The organism is Bradyrhizobium sp. UFLA06-24 (genome assembly GCF_054967145.1).
In genome coordinates, this window is record NZ_JADFUE010000011.1 from 64,501 (window position 1) to 82,766 (window position 18,266).

The 18,266-nt window shown below is 64.6% G+C and carries 19 protein-coding genes; 11 read left to right on the forward strand and 8 right to left on the reverse strand.

Features of this window, described 5'->3' with window-relative positions; genetic code table 11:
- Window positions 1-27 precede the first annotated feature (27 nt).
- Window positions 28-213, forward strand: a complete 186-nt coding sequence (locus IF809_RS12025; protein WP_128963846.1) for a hypothetical protein — start codon at window positions 28-30, stop codon at window positions 211-213.
- A 144-nt stretch (window positions 214-357) separates the two neighbouring features.
- Entirely contained in the window at window positions 358-522 is a 165-nt protein-coding gene (locus IF809_RS12030; RefSeq protein ID WP_164938424.1) for a hypothetical protein, read from the forward strand.
- 4 nt (window positions 523-526) lie between these two features.
- Here the strand turns inward: IF809_RS12030 and IF809_RS12035 are convergent, their stop codons facing one another.
- Complete coding sequence (locus IF809_RS12035; RefSeq protein ID WP_453994748.1) at window positions 527-1,192, reverse strand: GntR family transcriptional regulator; 666 nt, start codon at window positions 1,190-1,192, stop codon at window positions 527-529.
- A gap of 8 nt (window positions 1,193-1,200) precedes the next feature.
- On the reverse strand, window positions 1,201-2,613 hold the full coding sequence (locus tag IF809_RS12040) for an FAD-binding oxidoreductase (RefSeq protein WP_462837674.1): 1,413 nt from the start codon (window positions 2,611-2,613) through the stop codon (window positions 1,201-1,203).
- Between the two features lie 171 nt (window positions 2,614-2,784).
- Between IF809_RS12040 and IF809_RS12045 the strand changes: the two genes are divergently transcribed.
- Window positions 2,785-3,666: a dihydrodipicolinate synthase family protein gene (locus tag IF809_RS12045; protein WP_462837675.1), complete on the forward strand. Its 882-nt coding sequence runs from the start codon at window positions 2,785-2,787 to the stop codon at window positions 3,664-3,666.
- Here the strand turns inward: IF809_RS12045 and IF809_RS12050 are convergent.
- The 4 genes from IF809_RS12050 to IF809_RS12065 are packed head-to-tail and all read right to left on the reverse strand — an operon-like array spanning window position 3,663 to window position 6,285.
- Window positions 3,663-4,898: an MFS transporter gene (locus IF809_RS12050; RefSeq protein WP_462837676.1), complete on the reverse strand. Its 1,236-nt coding sequence runs from the start codon at window positions 4,896-4,898 to the stop codon at window positions 3,663-3,665. The two genes, IF809_RS12045 and IF809_RS12050, sit on opposite strands and share 4 nt — an antisense overlap.
- A 2-nt stretch (window positions 4,899-4,900) precedes the next feature.
- Window positions 4,901-5,230, reverse strand: a complete 330-nt coding sequence (locus tag IF809_RS12055; protein WP_462837677.1) for a hypothetical protein — start codon at window positions 5,228-5,230, stop codon at window positions 4,901-4,903.
- Window positions 5,227-5,796 (reverse strand): isochorismatase family protein, encoded by a 570-nt coding sequence (locus tag IF809_RS12060; RefSeq protein ID WP_128963851.1) that lies wholly within the window; start codon window positions 5,794-5,796, stop codon window positions 5,227-5,229. The genes IF809_RS12055 and IF809_RS12060 overlap by 4 nt, the downstream gene beginning before the upstream one ends.
- A 36-nt stretch (window positions 5,797-5,832) precedes the next feature.
- Window positions 5,833-6,285, reverse strand: coding sequence for a MarR family winged helix-turn-helix transcriptional regulator (locus IF809_RS12065; protein ID WP_128963852.1), 453 nt, complete (start codon window positions 6,283-6,285; stop codon window positions 5,833-5,835).
- Window positions 6,286-6,523: 238 nt separating this feature from the next.
- Here IF809_RS12065 and IF809_RS12070 point away from each other — a divergent pair, with 238 nt between their 5' ends.
- The gene (locus IF809_RS12070; RefSeq protein ID WP_462837678.1) at window positions 6,524-8,848 is read left to right on the forward strand and encodes a TonB-dependent siderophore receptor; all 2,325 of its coding nucleotides are present in this window, start codon (window positions 6,524-6,526) and stop codon (window positions 8,846-8,848) included.
- A gap of 39 nt (window positions 8,849-8,887) precedes the next feature.
- Window positions 8,888-10,105, forward strand: a complete 1,218-nt coding sequence (locus IF809_RS12075; RefSeq protein ID WP_462837679.1) for a PepSY-associated TM helix domain-containing protein — start codon at window positions 8,888-8,890, stop codon at window positions 10,103-10,105.
- Here IF809_RS12075 and IF809_RS12080 read toward each other — a convergent pair.
- Complete coding sequence (locus IF809_RS12080; protein WP_462837680.1) at window positions 10,019-10,879, reverse strand: LysR family transcriptional regulator; 861 nt, start codon at window positions 10,877-10,879, stop codon at window positions 10,019-10,021. The two genes, IF809_RS12075 and IF809_RS12080, sit on opposite strands and share 87 nt — an antisense overlap.
- 163 nt (window positions 10,880-11,042) lie before the next feature.
- Between IF809_RS12080 and IF809_RS12085 the strand changes: the two genes are divergently transcribed.
- From IF809_RS12085 to serA, 4 genes are all read left to right on the forward strand, one after another.
- Window positions 11,043-11,954 (forward strand): alpha/beta fold hydrolase, encoded by a 912-nt coding sequence (locus tag IF809_RS12085; RefSeq protein WP_462837681.1) that lies wholly within the window; start codon window positions 11,043-11,045, stop codon window positions 11,952-11,954.
- Window positions 11,955-12,151: 197 nt separating this feature from the next.
- Window positions 12,152-12,400: a hypothetical protein gene (locus IF809_RS12090; RefSeq protein ID WP_244659476.1), complete on the forward strand. Its 249-nt coding sequence runs from the start codon at window positions 12,152-12,154 to the stop codon at window positions 12,398-12,400.
- An 84-nt stretch (window positions 12,401-12,484) separates the two neighbouring features.
- The gene (locus IF809_RS12095) at window positions 12,485-13,717 is read left to right on the forward strand and encodes a rhodanese-like domain-containing protein (protein WP_128963857.1); all 1,233 of its coding nucleotides are present in this window, start codon (window positions 12,485-12,487) and stop codon (window positions 13,715-13,717) included.
- Window positions 13,718-13,803: 86 nt separating this feature from the next.
- On the forward strand, window positions 13,804-15,048 hold the full coding sequence (serA, locus tag IF809_RS12100; RefSeq protein WP_164938426.1) for a phosphoglycerate dehydrogenase: 1,245 nt from the start codon (window positions 13,804-13,806) through the stop codon (window positions 15,046-15,048).
- Window positions 15,049-15,103: 55 nt separating this feature from the next.
- Here the strand turns inward: serA and IF809_RS12105 are convergent, their stop codons facing one another.
- A complete protein-coding gene (locus IF809_RS12105; protein WP_462837682.1) occupies window positions 15,104-16,831 on the reverse strand; it encodes an ATP-dependent Clp protease adaptor ClpS in 1,728 nt (575 codons plus the stop codon).
- A 156-nt stretch (window positions 16,832-16,987) separates the two neighbouring features.
- Here IF809_RS12105 and IF809_RS12110 point away from each other — a divergent pair, with 156 nt between their 5' ends.
- Window positions 16,988-17,449: a MarR family winged helix-turn-helix transcriptional regulator gene (locus IF809_RS12110; RefSeq protein WP_462837683.1), complete on the forward strand. Its 462-nt coding sequence runs from the start codon at window positions 16,988-16,990 to the stop codon at window positions 17,447-17,449.
- A 12-nt stretch (window positions 17,450-17,461) separates the two neighbouring features.
- Window positions 17,462-18,235 carry an enoyl-CoA hydratase gene (locus IF809_RS12115; protein WP_462837684.1) on the forward strand — a complete coding sequence of 258 codons (774 nt, stop codon included), beginning with the start codon at window positions 17,462-17,464 and terminating at the stop codon, window positions 18,233-18,235.
- Window positions 18,236-18,266 lie beyond the last annotated feature (31 nt).

Genomic DNA, 18,266 nt, shown 5'->3' on the forward strand with positions numbered 1-18,266 from the left:
TCCCCATCCGTTGCGAGGGAGAAATCCATGCTGCTGGTCGATACGCTGCTGATCCTGTCGATGCTGTTTTTCCTGTTCCTGCCCATCACCGATCGCAGGACCGTTCGAATGAAGCTCTGCATGGTGTGTACGCTGCTGGCGGTGTTCTCGGTCTCCGCGAGCCGCACCCATGTCGCGCAGGTGCGGCTCGCCGGAATCGTCGCGCCGCGCTGAACGCAGGTTCCCGTCGGCGCACCTGAGCTGCGCAATTGGAACCAATCGCTGCCGCGAACATTCTGCGTGAGGGTTCGACGCGGGCCCGGGTCGCGTGCGTCTTCACGATGGTTGCGCGATGTCGCCTCTGGCGGTGGGGGTGCTGTGAGTACAGTCATTGAGAACTTGCTGCTGCGGAAGCAGAAGCTCGTCGAACAGCTCGATACGGCGCAGTCGGTGGAGGACCGCGACAAAATCGAGCATCAGCTCGAACAGATCAACACCGCCCTGGATTTCCTCGATCGACCGGGCTCGAAGCAGGAGAGATAGGCGATCAATCGACTTTCAACGCCTTGGCGTAGACCACACCCGAATTGGTGATATGCGTGGTCATCAGCGCTTCGAAAGCTGCAAACTCGCCACGCGCGAACAGGTCGAGCAGCTTGCGGTGCTCGTCGAACGAGACGCGGGTGCGCACGTCGATCGGCGATGTCAGATTGGTGCGGAGCGCGGCAACGCGGCCGGAGACGAGCTGATAGGATTCGGCGAGATAGCGGTTGCCGCAATGGGTGAACAGCGCCTCGTGAAAGGCGGCGTCGGCGCGGCCATAGGCGATGTTGTCCCTCGCCTCGACGGCCGGCTCCATTGCCGCAATCGCCTCGCTCATCGCGGCGATCGCGCCGTCCCGGTCATGACGAAAGGCGAGCTCGGCGGCCTTGGGCTCGAGCGCGATGCGAAAGCTGCAAAGCGCGGTGATATCTTCTGCGCTCGGCGTGAACACGAAGCTGCCGACCTGCGGCCGGATCACCACGAGCCCTTGCGCCTGCAACTGGCCCATCGCCTCGCGCACCGGCGTGCGGCTGACGCCGAACGAATTCGCCACCATCTCTTCCGAAATCGCCGCGCCCAACGCGAACTCGCCGTCGATGATCGCCTGTCGCAGCCGCAGCATCACGCGCTGGGACAGCGATTTCGGCGCATCCAGCTTGAGCGAGCGCATCGGGGTTCTCAGATCACCTTGCCGGGGTTGAGCAGATGATCGGGATCAAGCGCGGCTTTCAGCGTCCGCATCAAGGCGATCTCCGGTTCGCTGCGGGCATGACCGAGCCATTTCTTCTTCAGCGTGCCGATGCCGTGCTCGGCGGAGACGCTGCCGCCCATGTCGCGGACGAGGCCGTAGATGATCTCGTCCATCTCCTCCTTCGGCTGCTGCTCGACGGGAAGGCCCGCGACCCAGGAGACGAGGTGCAGATTGCCGTCGCCGATATGACCGTAATAAACGCTCTCGCAGCCCTTGATGCCGTCAGCCAGCGCCGCCTTGCAGCGTGTCGCGAACTCGTCCATCCGCGCCACGGCAAGGCCGATGTCGTAGGAGATGTGCGGCCCGAGCACCTGTCCGAACTCGGCGCAGATGTCGCGCACGCGCCAGAAGGCTTGCGTCTGCGCCAGCGATTGCGCTACGGCAGCATCCGTGAGCAGCCCGCGCTCCATCAGCTCCTCGAGCCAGGCCTGGAAGCGAGGGGCATCGGCGCTCTCGTCGGTGCCCTGCGCCTCGACCAGCACGTAGAGGCCATGGCCTGCGGCCACCGGCGGCTTGACGCCGGCGCGCGTCGTGATCACGTCCCAATAGTCCGGCCACATCACTTCGAATGCCGACAGCAGCGGACCGAGGCCGCTGCGGGCGGCACCGAGCAAGTCGATCACCGCGGCATAATCCTTCAGTGCGCAGAGCGCGGCCATGGTCGACCGCGGCTTCGGAAAGAGTTTCAGCACCACGCGGGTGATGATGCCGAGCGTGCCTTCCGAGCCGATGAAGAGATGTTTCAGGTCGTAACCCGCATTGTTCTTCATCAGCTTGTTGAGACCAGTGATGATGGTGCCGTCAGGCAGCACCACTTCGAGGCCGAGCACCAGCTCGCGCGCCATGCCGTAGCGGATGACGCGGTTGCCGCCGGCATTGGTCGAGAGATTGCCGCCGATCGCGCAGGAGCCGCGCGAGCCGAGATCGAGCGGAAAAAAGCAGCCGGCTTCGTCCGCAGCCTTCTGAATCGTCTCCAGCGGTGTGCCGGCTTTCACCGTCATCGTCATCGAAGCGGGATCGATTTCCTCAATGCCGGTCATCCGCTCCAGCGAGATCGCGACCCAGCCTGCTTCAGGCGCGGCGCCGCGGCAGAGCCCGGTCAGTCCGCCCTGCGGCACGAACGGCAGGCGCGCTTGCCGGCAGGTCGCAATCGCATCAGCAACGCCCGGCGCATCAAGCGGGCGGATCACCGCGAGCGGGGTCTGCGGCAGGCTCGCGCTCCAATCGTTGCAACTGCGTGCGGGCACGTCGCTGCCGGTCAGCACGGCCGCGGCGCCGAGCCTGGCGCGCAACGTTTCGAGCAATGAGGCGGGATGTCCGACGGGCGTCAGCATGTCCATGTGAGACCTCTTGCAGATCTGGCCGCGCCGCCCACGGGCGGAGGCACAGCAGGGAATTGCATATGGCTTGTATGTAAGATACAAGACGCAAAGTAAAGCAAAAACAGCCTCATGGCCGCGGAGATCGTTATGGATCAGGGCCTTATTCGGGGCGCAGCAATCGGTGGTGCTATGACGGAGGCAATTCGCGGATTTTGGGTGGCGTCGGCGACGCCGCTGGCGGCGGACGGCAATGTGGACTCTGCGAAGCTCGCTGCCCATGCCAAGCAGCTGTTTAGCAAGGGGGTCGATGGTGTCGTGCTGTTCGGCACCACCGGCGAGGGGACCTCGTTCAATGTTGCTGAGCGCGTCGCGACCATCGATGCAGTGCTCAGGGCCGGCGTGCCAGCGGAGCGCATCGGCGTCGGCGGCGGCTTTCCGGCCATCAGCGACAGCATCGCGCTGACGCGCGCCGTACTCAGCCTGGGCCTGCGCCACGTGCTGGTTCTGCCGCCTTACTTCGATCGCAGCGTCACGGCTGACGGCATCGAGGATGCGTTTGCGGCGATCATCGACGGCGTCGCGGACGATCGTCTGCGCGCCTATCTCTATATCCCGCAGATCTCGGGTGTTGCGATCCCGACGACCGTCGCTGCGAATTTACGCAAGCGCTACGGCAATGTGGTCGCGGGCCTAAAGGACTCCAGCGGCGACTTCAAGCAGTTCCAGGCCTTCCGTGCCGCGGCGCCCGAGCTCGCCATCACGGTCGGCAATGAAACCGACATCGCGCGCGCGATCGCCGGCGGCGGCGCCGGCACGATCTGCGGCATGGCCAATATCGCGCCGGAGCTGGTCAAGGCGATGATCGACGGGAAGGATGTCGAAGCGCGGATGCAGGCGGCCGTCGATATCGTGGTGAAGTCGCCGTCCTTCCTTGCCACGCTGAAGGCCATTCTCGCCGCCCAGACCGGTGATGCCGGCTGGTTGCGCGTGCGTCCGCCGCTGCGTGCCTTGTCTGATGGCACCGCGCTCAAGGCGAAGCTGGACGAACTGACCAGCCGCGCGATCGCCTAAGCGCGCGCTTCATCGCTGTGATCGTTCGCGGTCCGCGCCGACATGGTGCAGACAGCGACGAGCGCGGCCGCAAAGCCGGCCGCTGCGCCCACGCCGAGCGCCCAACGCGGGCCCAGATGATCCGCTACCCATCCAACGATGGGTGCGCCGATTGGCGTGCCGCCCAACGCGACGCCGAGGCGCAATGCCATCACGCGCCCCCGCATCCGCGGTTCGGTGGAGAGCTGCATCATGGCGTTCGAGGTATTGGTGACCGTCAGCGCCGCGACGCCGATCAGGACAAGGCTGCCCGCAAATAGCCAATAGCTCGGCGCAAGGGCAGCCAGCGTGCATCCCGCGCCGAACGTTGCGGCGCCGAGTAGCAGCGAGACGAAGCGTGGCTGGGCGCGCCCTGCGGCCAGCAGCGCGCCCGAGATCGTGCCGACCGCCATCGTCGACGACAACAAGCCAAAGCCGCGCGCATCGGTGTGGAAAACGCTGACCGCCATCGTTGAGATGAAGATCGGAAAATTCAGTCCGAACGTCCCGATCAGGAACAGCATGATCATGATCGCCCTGAGATCCCTGCGCGACCAGACGTAGCGAAAGCCCTCGGTCATGACACCCTGTGCCCGGTGCGCCCGTGCATTCGGGCGAAGCTCCGATGTCCGCAGCAAAGCGAGCGAGCAAAGCACCGCCATGAAGGAGGCGGCGTTGAGCAGGAAAGCCCAACCGGTGCCGATCGAGGCGATGACGATTCCTGCCATCGCGGGTCCGACCATCCGCGCGGCGTTGAAGGACGTCGAATTCAGCGCGATCGCATTGGGGAGTTCACCGTCGCCGACGAGCTCGGCCACGAACGTCTGGCGCACGGGGGCATCGAAAGCCGCGGCGCAACCGAACAGGAAGGCGAACACATAGACGTGCCAGAGCTGCACCAGACCGGTGACTGTAAGAAGACCGAGCACCAATGCGAGTCCGCCCATCGTCGCCTGGGTCGCGACCAGAAGCCGTCGCTGGTTGAAATGATCGGCCGCAAAACCGGTCCAAGGCATCAGCAGAAGCTGCGGCCCGAACTGGAGCGCCATCACGATGCCGACGGCCGAGGCGTTGTGCCGCGTAAGCTCGGTGAGAACGAGCCAGTCCTGCGCGGCGCGCTGCATCCAGGTCCCGGTGTTGGACACCAGCGCGCCCGCAGCCCAGACACGGTAATTGTAGTTCCGCAGCGAACGGAATGTGCCTGCAGCGGCCACGCTTACGAACCCGATGGCGTGTTGCCGCCGTGGAACCGGCCGAAGCGTCGCGCGAGAAAGAGGCTCAAGAGCAACGCGCCAAGCCCGAGGGCGACGACATCGTTCGTGTCCAGCAGAGCAAATTCTCCGACGCGACAAATGAGGAGGTATGCAACGACCACGTTGAAGGAGCCCCAGAGCACGTTGACCGTCGATGAAGACAGACCTTCGCCCGGCGGTTTTGCGAACGGACTCTGGAACAGTTCGCCGCGCTGCCCGCTGACTAGATGTGGGATGGCGTTCGCGAGAAATGCGCCGCCCCAAAAATAGGAAACGAGATGAAGCCAGTTCATGCCTGTGCGCTCCGTGCTGCCAGCAAATCGATGATCGCTTGCGTCGAGCCGCTCTCGCCGAGTCTCGGAAAAACGTTGGCGATGCTGTAGTCGTGCGCTTCGGCACGCGGGTCGGTCATGGCGTCGATCGCAAGGGTGACATTGAAGCCCGCCTCGTAAGCTTGCCGTGCCGTAGATTCGACGCCGGTGCCGGTCGCGACACCTGCGATGACGACCTGCGTGACGTCACGCTGCCGTAGATTGCTCTCGATGTCCGTGCTCGCGAATGCGCCCCATGTCTGCTTGGTCACGGTGAGGTCGTCGGCCTGCCGATCGAGCTCGGGAATAAGATCGGCCCACCCGTGGGGGAAGGGACCTTCGGGACGAGGCCGCTCGGTCCGACCGGGCGCACTGCCGGCGACATTGACCAGCACGACTGGCAGACGATGCCGCCGGAACGCGCGCGTAAGCGCGCCAGCGCGTGCCACGACGTCTCCCATGGGATGGACGGACGGCAGATCGACGATGCCGCGTTGCAGGTCGACGACAATGAGGGCAGTGATCGGGTCGAGCGTGGTGAGAGCCATGATGTGTCTTTCTAGCAGCCGACAGTTCTGCGCGCGTCAATCGTCGACGAGCCGCTTGAGCAGAGAGACGGCGGCGGCGAGTTCGTCCTGCTCTCGCGACGACAGCCGTGCCGAAATAGTGCGCGAGAGCCAGTCCTGCCGGGCCGCGCGGCCGACCCGGATCCACTCGCGGCACGCTTTAGTCAGCGACAGGATGGTTTGACGGCCGTCGTCCGGGTCAGGCGCGCCACTGACAAGGCCTGCGGCCAGCAGAGCGGCGACCGCGGTGCTCATCGATTGCGGGCGCATCTTTTCCGATCGCGCCAGGCTCGACACTGTGGCGGGGCCGTCCTTTTCCAGGCGCAGCAGGATCGATACCTGGGATGGCGTCAAATCCTCGGGGCCTGCCTGCTCGCGGAGTCGCCGCTTGAGCTTGCCAACCAGTGAACGGAGGTCCTCCGCAAGCGCGCCCGCGCGCGCGGACGGGCGTTGGTCTGATGAATTGATCATGGCAAGGTAGCATGGCATTTTTACAGCTAAACTGTAAAGATTGGCTGTGCAGTTAGCCTGAGCAAAAAAACGTGAGCCAGACGCGCCGGCTGCCGTGATCGCGACACCAGCCAGCGCGTGTCGCGCGATCGCGCCTGCGCTTAGAACGATTCAAGACTAGAGCTATTCAAGTCGTCTTCATTCGCGGCGGCTGCTAGACGCGCCGGCGTCAATGCAGTGACTTGGAAGTGAATTGAAAGTGCGTGCCTCTGCGGATGGCCCTCGCGTCAGCGGCCATCGAAATCGCGCCGCCAAGAGCGGTGCAAGTCTTCTCCTCGGCGCGGCCGTGCTGGTGGCCGAATATCCCACCGGCAGCACGATCGCGCAGGCGCAAACGGCGCTGCCGCCGGTGAACGTGGATGCGCCGACGCAGCGACCGAAGCCCCCGCGCGCTTCGGGGCAATCGCAACGACGCACACAGGCAGCCGCGCGTCGCAATCAAGCCATCGTTCCGCCCTCAGCGCAGACTTTGTCCGAGCGTGCAGCGGCAGAGGCCGCCGCGCAGCAGTCCGCAAAGCTCGGCTATCGTGCCATGCCGAGCGCAACCACCCTGCGTTCGGGCGCTTCGCCGCTCGACACATCACAGTCTGTCAACGTCGTGCCTGCACAGGTCCTCAAGGACCAGCTGCCGCGCAACATCGACGATGCCTTGGTCAACATCAGCGGCATCACTCAGACCAACACACTCGCGGGCACCCAGGACGCGGTGATCCGACGCGGCTTTGGTGACAATCGCGACGGCTCGATCATGCGCAACGGCATGCCGCTGGTGCAGGGGCGCAGCCTCAATGCTGCAGTCGACAGCGTCGAGGTGCTCAAGGGGCCGGCCTCGCTCCTGTACGGAATCATGGATCCCGGCGGCATCGTCAACACCATCAGCAAGCGCCCGGAGCTCTATCAGCACGGCTCGATTTCGCTGCTCGGCTCGGCCTACGCCAACGATCGCAACGGCGCCGACGGCACCGTCGATGTCACCGGCCCGATCGGGAATGGCGGCCTTGCCTATCGGTTCATTGGTTACGGCGTCAGCGAGGATTACTGGCGCAATTTCGGTCGCCATCGGGAAATGCTCGTAAACCCGTCACTCGCCTGGTACGGCGAGACCACGACGGTCCAGCTCACCTATGAGCATCGCGAATTCATCTATCCCTTCGACCGCGGCACGGCCCTCGCCAACGGCGCGCCGCTGGCAATCCCGAAGACGCGCCGGCTCGATGAACCCTTCAACAACATGTGGGGCACGTCGGATCTGGTGCAGGGCTCGGTCGAGCAGAAGCTGAGCGAAGATTGGAAAGTCACTGCGGCGTACAGCTACAACACCGAGACTTACAGCGCCAACCAGCTTCGCATCACCGGCGTCAATGCGAAGACGGGCATTGAGACCCGCAGCAACGACGGTACCCAGAACTCGCTCAGCAACGCAAGCTACGGCACCTCCTACATGCAAGGCGACGTCTGGGTCGGCGGCTTCCGCAACGAGATCTTGTTCGGCGGCGAGGCGTTGTATCGCACGATCGATCGCCGCGACTTGATCCGCCAGGCGACTCCGAGCTTCAATGTCTACAATCCGGTCTATGGGCTGATCGCGCCGGGCACGACCGTTTCGCCTGTCGACAGCGAGCAGACCGACAAGCTCGGCACCCGCGGCTTCTTCGCCCAGGACACGTTCCATGTGACCAACTGGCTGTCCGTGATCGGCGGCGTGCGCTGGATGCAATATGAGCAGCTCGCCGGAAAGGGCCGACCTGTCTTCGTCACCAACACCAACCTGTCGGGCGACAAGGTGCTGCCGCTCGGTGGCATCATCGTCAAGCTGAGCGAAGAGCTCTCCTATTACGTGAGCTATACGCAATCGCTGAAGCCGACTTCCACCATCGCGGCATTCACCAGCGGCTTCGTCGTCGATTCTACCATCGCGCCTGAAGAGGGGACGCAGTGGGAGACCGGGCTGAAGTTCGATGTCAACAAGCGGTTGTCGGGTACGTTTGCGGTCTACGACATCAAGAAGAAGAACGTGCTGGTGCTGGATGACATTGGCGGTGGCAGGTCGACCGGGCGCACCTCGGGCGCAGCCCGATCGCGCGGTGTCGAACTGGACGTCACCGGCAGGCTCACGGATCAATGGAGCATGATCGGCAGTTACGGCTATACCGACGCGCGCCTGATCGACGATCCCCAAGTCGGCAACGCAAAGTTATTGAACGCCGCGATGAACACCGCGTCGCTTTATCTCGTCTACGACTTCGGCGACCGGTTGCCCGGACGCCTGCGGCTCGGTGGCGGCGCCCACTATGTCGGCGACCGGCCGGGCGACACTGCCAACACGTTCTTCCTCCCAGCTTACACGGTTGCCGACATCTTTGCGACCTACGACACCAAGGTCGACCAGGTACCCGTGACATATCAGTTCAACGTCAAAAACCTGTTCGACAAGGTCTACTACACCTCCACCACCGGCAGCGCCCTGAACGTCGCGATGGGCGACGGCCGGCACATTTCGCTGTCGGCAACGGTGAAGTTCTAGCCATGGCGATAACACTACGCGGCAAGAAGGCCTGCGCCGATGCGTAAGCTCGGGCTCGCAATCAAAGCTGCACTGCTCCAGGTCCATTCCATCGCCGGCCTCGTGCTTGCTCTGTTGCTCTCTTTGATCGCGTTGACCGGCGCGATCATGAGCTTCGAGGACGAGATCGTCGATCACTTGAATGCCGGCATTATGCAGGTCGTGCCACGGACGACGCCGCCACTGCTGCCGGACGAGCTGGTATCGCGCCTGAAGGCCGTGCCCGATGCCGGCGAGGTCGCGGCCATCACGCTGTCGAGCGATCCGGCTGCGGCCGTTCGCATCCGCTTTGCCCGTGACGAGCAGGGTACGCGGCCGTCCTCGCTCTATGTCGATCCCTATGACGGAAGCGTGCTTGGCGTGCCGCGCGGCGAGGACTTCTTCGCGACGGTGCGCAGGCTGCATCGCTGGCTGCTCGTTCCCGGCGATGGCAGGGGATGGGGACGCCAGATCACCGGCGTTGCCGCGCTGGGCCTGATCGCGATGCTGATCTCAGGGCTTGTGCTGCGCTGGCCGCGTCGCCCAAGCAGCGTGAAGATGTGGCTGAAGCCAAATTTCGGGCTCAGCGGGCGCGGCTTGCATCGCTCGCTACACGCAGTCATCGCCACCTGGGTCCTGCCGGTCTATCTCGTGATGAGCCTCACCGGGCTCTGGTACTCCTTCGATTGGTATAAGGATGGTGTCGTCTGGCTACTGTCGCGTGCGCATGTGGCGGCGGCGAAGAGGCCGCCGCATCCATCCGGTCGTGCCGAGCCGACCCAACGGGTCGGGTTCGATCGTGCGTGGTCGACCCTCCGGCGCGAACAGAGTGCTGGCTTCGCCAGAGCCCAGCTGATGCTCCCGGCTGGACCGGGGACGGTCATGCGAATCCGGTCGTGGCCGAAAGACTCCACCCTCGAAAGCGCACGCGATGAATTCCGCATCGATGCCGCCACAGGCCAGCTGATCTCCGCCGAGCGCTATGCCGACAAGACGCTCGGTGAGAAGGCGATTGCAGGCGTGTTCGATATCCACCGCGGCGCCATTCTCGGCTGGCCCGGCAGGCTTGGGTTCATGATCTCAGCGGCGCTGATGCCGCTGTTCGCGATCACCGGCGTGCTCCTGTACCTGTCGCGCCGCAAGCTGCGGCTCTCACGCCAGCGCGCAGCGTTCGGCGATAATGCCGCCGATCGCGCGGGCGAACGGCAGGTTGCATCCCTCGGCAATACCAAGAGCTAGCTCGACCGCGTTGAGCTGCGGCAGGCCCGCTAGATCGTTCGCGCGCCGCAGCGATTTGCGCTCGCCAAGTCTGGTCGGCAGCGCCGCGTAGCTGAGGCCGGCCTTGACGGCGCCGACCAGGCCCGAAAGGCTGCGCGCTTCGCAGGCGATGCCCCACGCTCGTCCGGCCAGATCCAGGCTGCGCAACGCCTCGCCGCGATAGGCACAGCCGTCGGCGAAGGCCACCAGCGGAACGGCATCGACGGATCGGCCGGATGCCGTCGTCTTGCCGAACCATGCCATCGGTTCGAACGCGATCGCGGCGCGGGCCTCGTTTGTGGGGGCCCGCTTGTAGAAGGCAAGGTCGAGCCGGCCATGGCTGACGTCCTCGGCGAGCCGTGCCGACACGTCTGTGCGCACCGACAGCCGTGCCTTGGGGAAGCGCGAGCGGACTTCGTCGAAGGCCGAGGCGAAATCGCGCTCGAGAAAGTCGGCCGGCATGCCGAGCCGAACCCGCTCTTCTGGCGGCCAGCGCATCGCTGCGATGGTGCGGTCGTTGAGCGCGATCATCTCTCGCGCATGGGTAACGAGCTCCGCGCCCTTGGCGGTCGGTCCGAGCACTCGGCCTCGAATCCGCTCCAGCAGGGGATGGCCGACCACGGCTTCGAGCCGGGCGATCTGAAGGCTGATCGCGGATTGCGATCGTCCCAGCTGCTCGGCCGCGCGCGAAAAGCTCTTCAGCTCGACAATGGCGAGCAGCGCGCGAAGCGTATCGATATCGAGGGTTGTCGGCATGGGAAGGCTCCGGACGGCGCCGCCGGATGAGGCTCCGGCTGGACGGGCAGTCAGAATGAGATTTATCGATCAAGCGATTGCAGAAATCAATTTCTCCCTGGCAGGGTCCGCGCGCTATCAGGGCAGACAGCGCCAGCCGGAATCGAAGGCGCGGAGGAAACCCATGCAACGCCGCACCGTTCTGAAGGGCTTTGGATTGACCGCCACTGCCGCCATCGTCACCACGCCGGCCTTCGCGCAGGGCGCGGGCGGCGCCGCGACCGCACCGCCATCATCGTCTCCCTGGCCATCACCGCAGCCGGCAACAGGCAGCCAGCTTGGCCATTGCCGCATCGGCAACGGCCCAACGGTCTGTGTGGTGTTGCACGAATGGCTGGGCGATCACGTCAACTGGGAGCCGGTGCTGCCTTATCTCGACCCTGCGCGCTATACCTTCGTGTTCATGGATCTCAGAGGGTACGGTTGGTCACGCGCCATGGGCGGAAGCTACACGCTCGATGAAGCCGTCTCGGACGTGCTGCACACCGTCGATCAGCTTGCCATTACCCGCTTCCATCTGGTTGGCCACTCGATGTCCGGCCTGGTGGCCCAGAAAATCGCGCTTGAGGCCGGAAGCCGGCTTCAGAGCGTGACGCTGTTCTCGCCGGTGCCGCCCAGCGGCTTCCGCGCCGACGAGGCCGCGATGAAGGCGCTCAACGCCGTCATCGACGAGGACGAGGCGGCCGGACGTGCGATCACGGCCCGCACATCCAGTCGCTACGGCGCCGGTTGGCTGCGCCGCAAGCTCGCCATTGCGCGCGAGGCCTCGACGGTCGAGGCCAAGCGCGGTTATCTCACCATGTTCACGTCCTCCGTCATATCAGGCGAGACGCATGCGCTGGCTGCGCCGATGCATGTGGTGACCGGCGCCCTGGACATCCCGTTCTACCGCGGCGAGCCGGTGCGGAATTCCTTCGCGCTCGCCTATCCCGGCGTGACATTCGAGCTCATCGACGATGCCGGCCATTATTCCATGTTGGAAACTCCGGTCCGGGTCGCCAGTATCATCGAGAAGCGGTTGGCGGGTCCAGGCTGAGACACACCTACCGCTTCGAACCTCATCCTGGAGATCCGGTACAAAATCTCGGATGGCCCAGGGGGATGATGATGTCGCCAATCCGACGCTTGTTCGCATTCACGATCTGGTTTGCGGCGCTTCTCGGCCTGTTCGATACGCCGAGCCGCGCCGATGCAGTCTGTAAGGAGCCGGAAACGGGGTCGAAGGAGGCTCCGATGGTCTCGCCACCGACCTTGAATGTGGTGACGGGAGCCGGGCGGTTGCAATTCTACTCGGCGCCGAAACCGGGCTGTTCGATGAAAGGGATCTTCGTCATCCCCAGGGACGAACTGATCGTCTATGCTCGAACCGGCGATGGCTGGTCGTCGGTCATGTACATGAATCCGAGAACGACAGATAGCGTATCCGGCTGGGTCAGGTCGGAGCGGTTGAAGCAGACCGGGACCGTCGCGCCGAAGCAATGAGGGCCTGCGTACGGAGTGGCTAGCCAACGCGGTAGCAATGGTCCAAAAGCGTCGGATCCTTTCGACTTTCAGGCGCGTTTTCCCATGGCTATTCCCAGCGTAACTCCGGCCGATATCCGCCGCGCGTTGCTCCTGCGCGAGGAAATCGCGCTGCTCGATCTCAGGCATGAGGCGGCCTTCGCCACCGGCCATCCGCTGTTTGCGGCCAATATGGCCGTGGACCGGATCGCGATCGAAGCCGAGGTCCGGCTGCCGCGCAAGGATGTGCCGGTCGTGCTCTATGATGACGGCGAGGGACTGGTCGGAGCAGGCGCCGAACGCCTCGCAAGCCTTTCCTACACGAATGTCCGCGCGCTCGATGGCGGGCTGAGCGCCTGGCGCGGGGCGGGCTATGAGGTGTTCGAGGACGTCAACTCCTACTCGAAGGCGTTCGGCGAACTGGTCGAGGCGCGCCGGCATACACCCTCGCTCAGTGCCGACGAGGTGGCCAAACTGATCGCGGACAAGGCCAACATCGCCATCCTCGACGTTCGCCGCTTCGATGAATATGCGACCATGAACATTCCGGGCTCGGTCAGCGTGCCCGGAGCTGAACTGGTGCTGCGGGCCGGCCAGGCCGCGCCCGATCCCGACACCACGATCATCGTCAATTGTGCCGGCCGCACCCGCTCGATCATCGGCACCCAGTCGCTCATCAACGCAGGCGTGCCCAACAAGGTGCGGGCCTTGCGCAACGGCACGATCGGCTGGACGCTGGCGCGGCACACGCTGAGCCATGGTGCCGACCGGCGCGGCGCGATCGGGTCGTTCGAAGGCGGTCCGGCCAATGCCCGCGATGTCGCCTATCGCGCCGGCGTCCGCCATGTCGGCGCAAACGAGATGTCGGCGCTGGTCGCTGCGACCGATCGCACGCTCTATCGCTTCGACGTGCGCGATGCCGAGGAATATGCCGCCGGACATCTCCCCGGCTTCCGCCACTATCCCGGCGGTCAGCTCGTGCAGGAGACCGATATGGCTGCGCCGGTCCGCGGGGCGCGCATCCTCCTGACCGACGACAAGGGCGTGCGCGCCGACATGACGGCCTCCTGGCTCGCGCAGATGGGCTGGGAAGTCTATGTGCTCGAAGGTGGCTATGACCGCACGCTCGAGGTCGGCCCGCCGCTGGTGTTGCCGAAGCCCGACCCCGCGCATCGCTACCACCGTCCCTACGAGGGAACCGGCATCGCAGAGGGCGCGATGCAAGCCTATCTCGACTGGGAATACGGCCTGGTCGACCAGCTCCGCCGGGACGGCACGCATGGGTTCTACGTGATCTGAGCGCGGCGGCGTCGTTTCTTGCCTATTGTGCTGTGCGGCGTCCGCGGTCTAAGAGCTGCGGCAAAGCCGCCAGTCATGGAGATTCTATGTCAGCCCCAGGCCAAAACCCTGAGCGGAGCGCGAAGGCGCTGCTGCTTGAAGGTGTCAACGACAGCGCCGTGGATCTGTTCAAGGGCGCAGGCTTCACCAATGTCGAGCGCCTGACCAAGGCGCTGGACGGCGAGGCGCTGCGCCAGGCGCTCAAGGGCGTCTCGCTGCTCGGCATCCGTTCGCGCACCCAGATCACCGACGAGGTGCTCGGGGCCGCCGACGGGCTGCTCGCGGTCGGTTGCTTCAGCGTCGGCACCAACCAGGTCGATCTCCTGGCGGCGCGCAAGCGCGGCATTCCCGTGTTCAACGCGCCGTTCTCCAACACCCGCAGCGTTGCCGAGCTCGTGATCGGCGAGATCGTGATGCTGCTGCGGCAGATCTTCCCGCGGTCGGTGTCGGCCCATGAGGGCGGCTGGGACAAGTCCGCGGCCGGCAGCCGCGAGGTGCGCGGCCGCACCCTCGGCATCATCGGCTATGGCAATATCGGTTCGCAGCTCTCGACGCTGGCCGAAGCCATGGGCATGCGGGTGATCTATTACGACCGCACCGACAAGCTCCGCCACGGCAACACCGAGCCGGTCGAGAAGCTGGAAGAGCTGCTGGCGCAGAGCGACGTCGTCAGTCTGCACGTGCCCGAGACGCCGGAGACATCAGGCATGATCGGCGAGAAGGAGCTGCGCGCGATGAAGCCGGGCGCGTTCCTGATCAACAACAGCCGGGGTACCGTCGTCGACCTCGACGCGCTTGCGGGCGCCTTGCGCGACGGTCATCTCGCCGGCGCCGCCGTCGATGTGTTTCCGGTCGAGCCGTCGTCGAATTCGGAACGCTTCAAGAGCCCGATGCAGGGTCTCCGCAATGTCATCCTCACCCCGCATATCGGCGGCTCGACGGAAGAGGCGCAGGAGCGGATCGGGGGCGAGGTGGCGCGCAAGCTGGTCGACTATTTCATCACGGGCTCGACCATGGGCGCGGTGAATTTCCCCGAGGTGCAGCTGCATTTGCGCCCCTCCGGCGCGCGCTTCAGCCATGTCCATCGCAACGTGCCCGGCATGCTGCGCCGGCTCAACGAGGTCTTCCTCCAGCGCGACATCAACATCGCCGCCCAATATCTAGAGACCGCGGGCGACCTCGGTTACGTCGTGCTCGACGCCGATCTCGGCGGCCAGGATTCAGGCGCGCTGCTGGCGCAGATCCGCGCCCTGGAAGGAACGATCGGCGCCCGGCTGGTGTTCGAGCACTAGCGCTGCGTTGACGGCCGGCAGCAGGCCGTATTGAATGCGCGCGATGGCGACGGATTCACCCCGCCGCCATGGCCTGTGCGCCGCCGAGCAATTGCGCATTCAGCCTCCCGCCGGAGAACAGCATGTCGTCGAGCGCCTCGTCGATATCGGCTGAAATCACCGAATGGCCGCCGTCGCGCGCGAGGCTCGCCTGCGCCAGTCGTCGCATCAATTCCTTGATGAACGCGCAGCTCGTGCCCTCGCTGCGGCAGGCCGCCTCGGCGATGACCGCATCCTCAAGCGGCAGTCCCTTGCCGTAGAGCCGGACCAGCTTGGCACGGCCGGCCTCGTCCGGGAGCGGCACTTCGATCGCCTGATCGATACGGCCCGGGCGGCCGGCGAGGGCGCCTTCGAGGTCCTCCGGCCTGTTGGTGGTGAGGACGAACAGGATGTCGGCGTCCTCCTTCAGCCCGTCCATCTCGTTGAGCAGCTTGTTCAGCATGGATTCCTCGCAAGGTCCCATGTCGTCGCGATCGCGGGCGATGAGGTCGACATCCTCGATCACGACCATCGACGGCTGGAGCAATCGCGCCAGGCTCATATAGGCGCCGAGCAGGGCGATCTGCTCGGCCGTGATGATCAGCGTCGTATGCCCGGGCAAATGTGTCGCGAGATAGCGGATGGTGTGGGTCTTGCCGGTCCCCGGCGGGCCGTACAGCAGGATGCCCTTGCGGGTCGACTGGCCAAGCCGACGCAATTGATCGCGGCTGCCGACGAAGGTCAGCACGTTGCGATCGAGCAGCCGCAAGGTCCGCTCCGGCAGGATCACCTCGTCACGCGCGACCGGCGCTAATCGATGCACGGTGATGCCGCGCGAGTTGCCGCGATAGTCGGAATCGGCGTCGAGCGAGAGGATCTTGCCGCGATAGCTGCGCGCGGCTTGCACGGCCTGTTCCAGCTCGCCAAAACATTGCTGGACGAGAACCGCGCCTGCGGTGCCCACGGGCACCATGATCTCAAGACGAATACCCGGCTCGCGGCTGAATTCGCGATGTGCGCTGAGCAGAACCGCAAAGTGCAGGTCGTCCTGCTTGCATAGCCACAGGCCGTTATCGAGGCATTTGACCGGGCTCTTCTCGCCGACATCGATGTCGGAATATTGCAGCGGCGCAATCGCGAGCGCATTGCGGCCTTCCCGGAGGAGCCGCGACATCGACAGCGTTTCGTAGCGCTGTTCCTCGTTCAGCCCGAACAGCCTGATGGCCTTGCCGAACAGCCTGTCGATGGCCGTCTGGAGGTCGACCCGCATATGTCCGGGAAACTGGCGGATCGTGGTCACCAGCTTGCTGCGCGCGATCCCGGTAAAGTGCCAGTCCAGTACATCGCAAGCGTGTTCGAATTCCTCTTCCGGCTCTGCCGGCATGCTCACGGTGTCTGCTGCCTGAATGCAGTCGTTGCACAGCCAGACCGTGCGGTTGCCGACGCGAATGTCCGTCTGTCCCTGCGGCTTGCCGCAGAGCTCGCAGGGAGTCTTGATCTCTTCAAGCGTGATCTTCAGCGGATGTTGCCCGAGCCAGACATATTGCTTGGCCGATTTGAACAATGCCTCCGCGACCGATTGTGGGTAGGGACCGCAGGCGACTTTCTCTTCGCGCTCGATCAATGTCACCAGCGCGGCGGCCTCGCGCTCCGTCTTGCCGAACACCTGGCGGAGCAGAGCGATGACGAAGTCATCCGGCGTATCGTCATCATTGTAAATTACGAGCTGAGCCGGCTCACGCTCGCCGCGCGCATCATCCATCATAACAACTCCGCTACAACTTTCACTAGAATGGAACGAATAGGGAACACAAAAGGGAGCAGCCGTCAAGCACGACGTTGCCGGGAGGTCGCAGACGTGCTGTGCAGCATGACTGCTGTCTTTTTGACAATCCAATTCGCCTCGGGCAGTTTATTTCGCATGCGAAATAAACTGCCCGAGGCGAGGCATCACCGGCTGATTTATCTGCTGAACGTCGCGCAACGCCGTTTGCAGCGCTGGATGGCGGCGCAGCCTTCGAGCGAAGTGACGCCGGCGCAGGCGGGGCTGCTGTTCATCCTCGGCAAGCAGGATGGTGTCCTCATGGGCGAGGCGGGCGCAGCGCTTGATATGGGGCCGGCCGGCATCTCGGGTCTGGTCGATCGCAGCGCTGCGGCAAAACTGGTCGAACGGCGAGCCGATCGCGATGACGGCCGCGCCTGGCGGGTGTGGTTGACGCCGAAGGGCCGCAATGTGCTTTCGCAGGCGAAGAGCGATGCGGCCGCGATCAATGCCGCGCTGACGGAGGGGTTTACCAGCGCGGAGATCGACATCATCGCGCGCTGGCTGACGAGTATTCAAGAGAAGTTTCCAAGAGATACCGCAAGAGATACAGAGGAATAGCAGGAGAGACCCATGACCGAGCATGTGCGAGTTGAGAAGAACAACAACGGCATTCTCACGATCACTCTGGCGCGCCCAGACAAGAAGAACGCGCTGACGGACGCGATGTACGGCAAGCTCGCCGACACCATCGAATCCGCCGAGTCCGATCCGTCTGCGCGCGTGCTGCTGATCCGCGGCGAGGGCGACATGTTCACCGCCGGCAATGACGTCGGCGAGTTTGCAGCCGTCGCGTCAGGCAAGTCCGAAGGCAGCCGCAATGTCGGCCGTTTCATTCAGTCGCTGGCGCGCTGCAGCCGTCCGCTGGTCGCGGCCGTGCAGGGCCGCGCCGTCGGCGTCGGCACCACGATGCTCCTGCACTGCGATCTCGTCGTGCTCGCCGACAATACCCTGTTGTCGACGCCCTTCGTCAGTCTTGCGCTGGTGCCGGAGGCCGCCTCGAGCCTGCTGATGCCGGCGCGCATCGGCTATGCCCGCGCATACGAGATGTTCGCGCTGGGTGAGACTATCCCCGCCAAGGCTGCGCTCGAATGGGGCCTCGCCAACCGCGTGGTGCCGCTCGACAAGCTCGACGCCGAGGCGCTTGCGCTGGCCCAGCGCCTCGCGGGCCAGCCGGCCGGTGCACTCATCGCAACCAAGAAGCTGATGCGCAATGGCGAGGCGCTGGTCGCGCAGATGCTGGCCGAGGGCGAGCAGTTTGCGCAGCGTCTGCGCACCGCCGAGGCGCGCGAGGCATTCACTGCGTTCGCCGAGCGGCGTCCGCCCGACTTCACAAAGATTTCGTGAAGTCCGGGGCCTGCTTAACGGTTTGGTAAGG